Here is a 5,080-nt window from a genome sequence, read left to right as displayed (position 1 = left end):
CGGCCCCTCCCCCAACGCCGCGGCCGTCTGTGCCAGTTCGCGCTCATGACCGACGAAACTCGTCGCCCGCCGCAACAACCCCGAATGCGGCCGATCACAGACCACCGGACGCACCGGCACGACGTCCACGGTGACCGCCGGCTCGGCGCGATGGCGGGCTTCACCGGCGAGGATCTGCTGGTGGACGCGAGCCAGCGCAGGGCTGGGTTCGACGCCAAGTTCCTCGACGAGCCGAAGCCGGGTGCGGCGGTAAGTGTCCAGCGCATCGGCCTGGCGGCCGCACCGGTATTGCGCCAGCATCAACTGCGCAGCCAGCCGCTCGTCGAGCGGATGAGCGGCCTGCGACGCGCTCAACTCCACCAACAATTCACCGTGGCGCCCCGCCCGCAACGCCACATCGTTGCGATCCAACTCCACCGCGAACCGCTCCGCACGCACCGCGCTACGAACTTCGTTGACCCACGGCGTATCGAGGAACATGAAGGGCTCACCGGACCAGACCCCCAACGCCTGGTCGAAGAGCGCCGCAGCCTCCGCCGGATCGGAAATCGTGCGCGCCCGCGCCGCCAGGTCCCGGAACCTGTGCAAATCCACCGACAGCGCATCCGCACTCAGCACGTATCCCGACGGCCCTCGCGAGATCGTCGCGCCATCGATATCGGTGAGCAGACTCCGCAGGCGAGACACGTAGCCCGCCAACGAGTTCCGGGCCCGTCGCGGCGGCCGGTCCGACCACACCCGATCCACCAACTGCTCCGGGGAAACCGCGTGATTGACATCCACCAGCAACGCCACCAACACGCACTGGCGCCGCGCGTGCCCGATCTCCAACCGCCGCCCGTCCACACACACCTCGACGTCGCCGAGCAAGCGGAACTCGACCGTCATTCGGCCCTCTCTTCAGGCAGCAGCAAACACAGCGTGTCTGGTGAGATCAGAGCATACGACGAGCGTGGATAGGCACGGCACAAATGATTGACGAATGGACCTCAACCGCTGCCGTTTACCCGGCATCGACTTCGAAGTCAATCGCTCGGGGGAAGCGCAGACTGGATCGGAAACCGCGCCGGGATCACTCTGCGTGTAGAGACTTCGGCAGTCAGGCAGCAGTGTTCGTGTATGCCATTGATTGGGCGATCTGCTGCGGCAGCGTGTTCAGCAGGAACGGGAAGATTCCGCCGAACTCTGTGCCGCCGAGAGGCACATTGATGTTCGGAAGACCGGGAATGCCCAGAGCCTGACTCAGCGGCACCGTAGCCGAAATCGGGTGCGGCGGGACCAGCAGACCGGTCAGAGGCAGATGGGCAATCGTCGGAATGGTGATGGGGAGCGGTAGCAATGGCACGGGAATGGTCACGGTTACCGGCAGCGGTTGATCGATCACCACTTCGCCGTTGAGGAATCCGTCGAGGATGAAAGCCGGTGTGTTGCCGATGGCGTTTGCCGCTCCCCACAGGTTGCCGGTAGCCATGGAGGTGGAAAATGCCGTGGCGCCCTGCGCCAGCCCGTTCAGACCGGCGAAAGGCGGACCCAGGATAGCAAAGCCCAGTTGCAGCGGCAGACCAAAGATCGCCTCGCCGGCGAGACCGCTGGCGGCGGGGTTCAACAGATCGAGGGTCAGAGCGAAGTCGGCCGAGACGCCTGCGTTCGTGAGCGTGTTGATCCCATTGGCGAAGTTCTGCGCCATCATGCCTGGTATCGAGTTTGCCGGGATTAGGCTGGCCGCGCCCTGCACCTGCTGACCGACGGCGGTGAGGATGGGCAGCAGCGCTCCTGCCGGGCCCTCCACCCCGATCGGTCCGGAGATCACAAGCTCCGGCGCCAACAAATTCGACACGTCGACGCTGATTCCCAATCCACTGGTGTCGAATCCGGTGATGAACAGATCGACGAGAGAATGAGCTCCGTACTGCACCGCCTGGGAGTACTGACCCTGCTGGATTGCCATCCCTGCAAGGTTCAAGTCCCGCTGGAATGTGGGGAACGTCTGCTGGATGCCTTCTCCGAATTTGGCCAGCTGCGTTCCCAGCGTGCTGTAGAAGCCGGCCGTACCGTTGACGAACGCCTGAGCACCGACTGCCGGGTTGAACGTCGACGCTTCCTGCAGGGCAAGTTGGATATTCGCCGGCACATTGCCCGGGAAGCCTTGCAAGTTGAGCGCAACCGCATTCCCCGCGAGCTGCGCGTAGTGGGCCTGGTTGATGGCGATCTGGTTGAGAATCGGGAATGGCCGGTAATTGGCACCGAGATCGCTCAGATTCCGGACGGTGTTTTCGAACAGGACCTGATACGGGTTGGGGTAGGCGGCGACACCTGGTGCTGCCGCGAGTTGCGGAAACAGGAGGTTCTGCAGCGAGGTTGAGATGCCGCCGAGGATCGGGCCCAATTGCCCGGTGGCTCCGCTGAGGCTGCCGAGGGCCGAATTCAGGGTGCTCGGGGATAGCAGCGACGGAAGCGACGGAAGGACGAAGTTGACTCCGCCCAGATTGAGCCCACCGGTTCCGCCGGTGAGAGGGCCGAGGAGACCGCCACCGCCGGTGGCACCTCCGCCGAGCAGCCCACCCAGCAGGCCTCCGAGCGGGTCGGTGGGCGCGGCCGTCGGGAATCCGACGGCGCCGCCTAACAGAGCCTGCTCCGCGTTGGCGATGTCGGCCGACAGATAAGCGGCTGCGCTTCCATTCAGCAGCCGCACGAATTCGGCGTGGAATGCCGCCGCCTGGGAGTTGACCGCTTGGAATTCCTGCCCGTAGGCGCCGAACAGACGTGAGATCGCTGCGGAGATTTCATCGGCCGCCGCTTGGGCGATGCCGGTGGTCGGAGCTGCGGCGGCCTCCGCGGCGGCACCGATCGAGGATCGAATCCCGGCCAATTGCCCGGCAGCTGCGGTGACGAAATCCGGCTCAGCGATCACAAATGACACGGTTGGCCCCCCTCGTTGTACATCTGTTGTACGCGCGGAGGTACCCAATCCCGACGGATCTCAAACGTCGGACCAGCGGGCCTTTATGAGTGACGCATCACGTCGGGCGGGGGACTCGAATGCGCGATAGCGCATGGCGGGACACCAACGCGCGGCGCTGGCCGGTAGCTACGCGATTGCTTTGGCGAGCTGTGCGGGTGCGTAACTCAGCAGCGCGGGAACGATGCCTCCGGCAGGCGTCCCTCCGAGTGTGACGGAAACCGGCCCGATAACTGGGGCGACCACGTTAGCCACCAACGGCCTGAGGGGCGAGAGGATCCCTCCCACGGGTATGTCGAGCGTTACGGGAACCCCGGCCGTGGCCGACAGTGGCAGCTCCAGCGGCAGCACGGCCTCGCCATTGAGGAAGCCGTTGGCGATATTGGCCGGAGCACCTATCAGTGCGGTCGCTGCCGCCCCGATATCTCCGGCCTGCAGAGCACTGCTGACCGCCGTTGCGCTGTCTGCGAACGCCAGCGCCGTGGTGATCGGCGAACCCACGGCATTGAGCGTCATTGCCAGCGGCAATCCGACGGTCGCCGCCCCGGTCAACGTTGTGGTGTCCAGCGTGAAGGCGATGTTGGTGTCCAGGACCGTCCTGATCACGTTCGTGAAGTTCTGCGAAATGTCGCCGGGGATAGTCAGCGGGGGGAACAGGTCTCCCACGGTGCCGAGCAGTTGAATGTTCGCGAAGTCACTGGCGTTGATGCCGCTGACGAAGAGACCTACCAAAGCACCCGCCACGTCGCCGGCTCGCAGGCTCGCCGGCACATTGGCCAGCCCGATCGTGAAGTCCCGGGTGGCACTGGTGAGCGCCGTGAAGGACAGCGACGCGTAATTGAACTGGTTGGTGAGGAACTGGTTCAGGAATGGCACCGGATCAGCCAGCCACGTTTGGCCGATGCTCTGCAGGTTGGCACGCGTGTTGGCCAGCAGGTCTTCATAGGGGCCCAGAGGCGAAGCGGTGCTCGCAGCGGAGTAGGACAGCGCGGCGGCGCCGGGCGAACCGCCCGTCCCGAGCAGCCCATTGGTGCCGGGGTTGCCCGGAACTCCGGCAGCGCCTCCGCCGGGGCTTCCACCGGCGCCGGCGGCGCCGCCGGCCCCGCCGGTACCGAATAACGTGGCATTGCCGCCATCACCGCCATTGGCGCCGGTCCCACCTGATGCGCCGACGCTTCCGCGGGCTCCGCCGGCGCCACCGGCACCGCCGTCACCGCCATTCCCGTACAGAAGTCCGCCGTCGCCGCCAACTCCCGCGGTGCCGCCGGCGCCGCCCTTACCGAGAGTGGAGCCGCCTACTCCGCCGTTACCACCGGCCCCGCCGGCCCCACCGTTGCCTACAAACAGCCCGGCGGTGCCGCCGTTACCGCCAGCGCCACCGGCGCCGCCCGCGAGGGCCAGGAAGCCGCTGCCGCCGGTGCCGGCGGCGCCGCCGGCCCCACCGTTACCGAAGTAACTTGCGTTCCCGCCGGCACCACCGTCACCGCCGGCGCCCGCTCCGCCGATGCCGCCGGCCCCACCTGTGCCACCGGCGCCGCCGGACCCGCCGTTGCCGCCCAGTAGTCCGCCGCTGCCGCCGGCCCCACCGAAGCCGCCACTGAGACCAATGACGCCGGCAACGGCAACGCCGGCGCCGCCGGCCGCGCCATTGCCGCCGGAGCCGTAGAGCCCGACGCTGCCGCCGCTGCCGCCGGCCGCGCTGGCAGCTCCACCGGCCGCACCGCCATTACCGCCCTGGCCGATCATGGTGTTTCCGCCGGCGCCGCCGGCACCAGCCAGGCTCGAGCCGCCGTCGCCGCCATCGCCGAAGAACGCATTACCGCCGGCACCGCCGGCCGCCGTGTCGCTGGAAGCGCCATTGCCGCCGTCGCCGAACAATCCGGCGTTGGCCCCGGCCTGCCCGGAACCGGCCCCGGCGTCGCCCCCGTTGCCGTAGAAGACTCCCGCCCGACCTGCGGCGCCGCCGGTCGGACCGCTGCCACCGTTCCCGCCGTCACCGAACAGCACGGCGTTGCCACCGGCCCCGCCGGCTCCGGTTCCGGTCGCTCCCACGCCGCCGGCCCCGCCGCTACCGCCGTTGCCGAACAGCAGGCCACCGGCGCCACCGGCGCCACCGGCCCC

General features: G+C 67.7%; 2 protein-coding genes and 1 pseudogene. All 3 read right to left on the bottom strand.

Annotated elements, in window-relative coordinates; translation table 11 throughout:
• Nucleotides 1–888 (bottom strand): AfsR/SARP family transcriptional regulator (locus AO501_RS09790; protein WP_197419812.1); only part of this gene is annotated, 888 nt, incomplete at its 3' end.
• 211 nt (nt 889–1,099) lie between these two features.
• A complete protein-coding gene (locus tag AO501_RS09785) occupies nt 1,100–2,920 on the bottom strand; it encodes a PE family protein (protein WP_063892846.1) in 1,821 nt (606 codons plus the stop codon).
• Nucleotides 2,921–3,088: 168 nt separating this feature from the next.
• A pseudogene (locus AO501_RS37870) lies at nt 3,089–5,080 on the bottom strand (PE family protein); the annotation flags it as partial.

The sequence above is a fragment of the Mycobacterium gordonae genome (assembly GCF_001417955.2).
GTDB lineage: Bacteria > Actinomycetota > Actinomycetes > Mycobacteriales > Mycobacteriaceae > Mycobacterium > Mycobacterium gordonae_B.
Note: the sequence above shows the minus strand (reverse complement) of the source record. Positions and strands in the feature narration are given on the sequence as shown.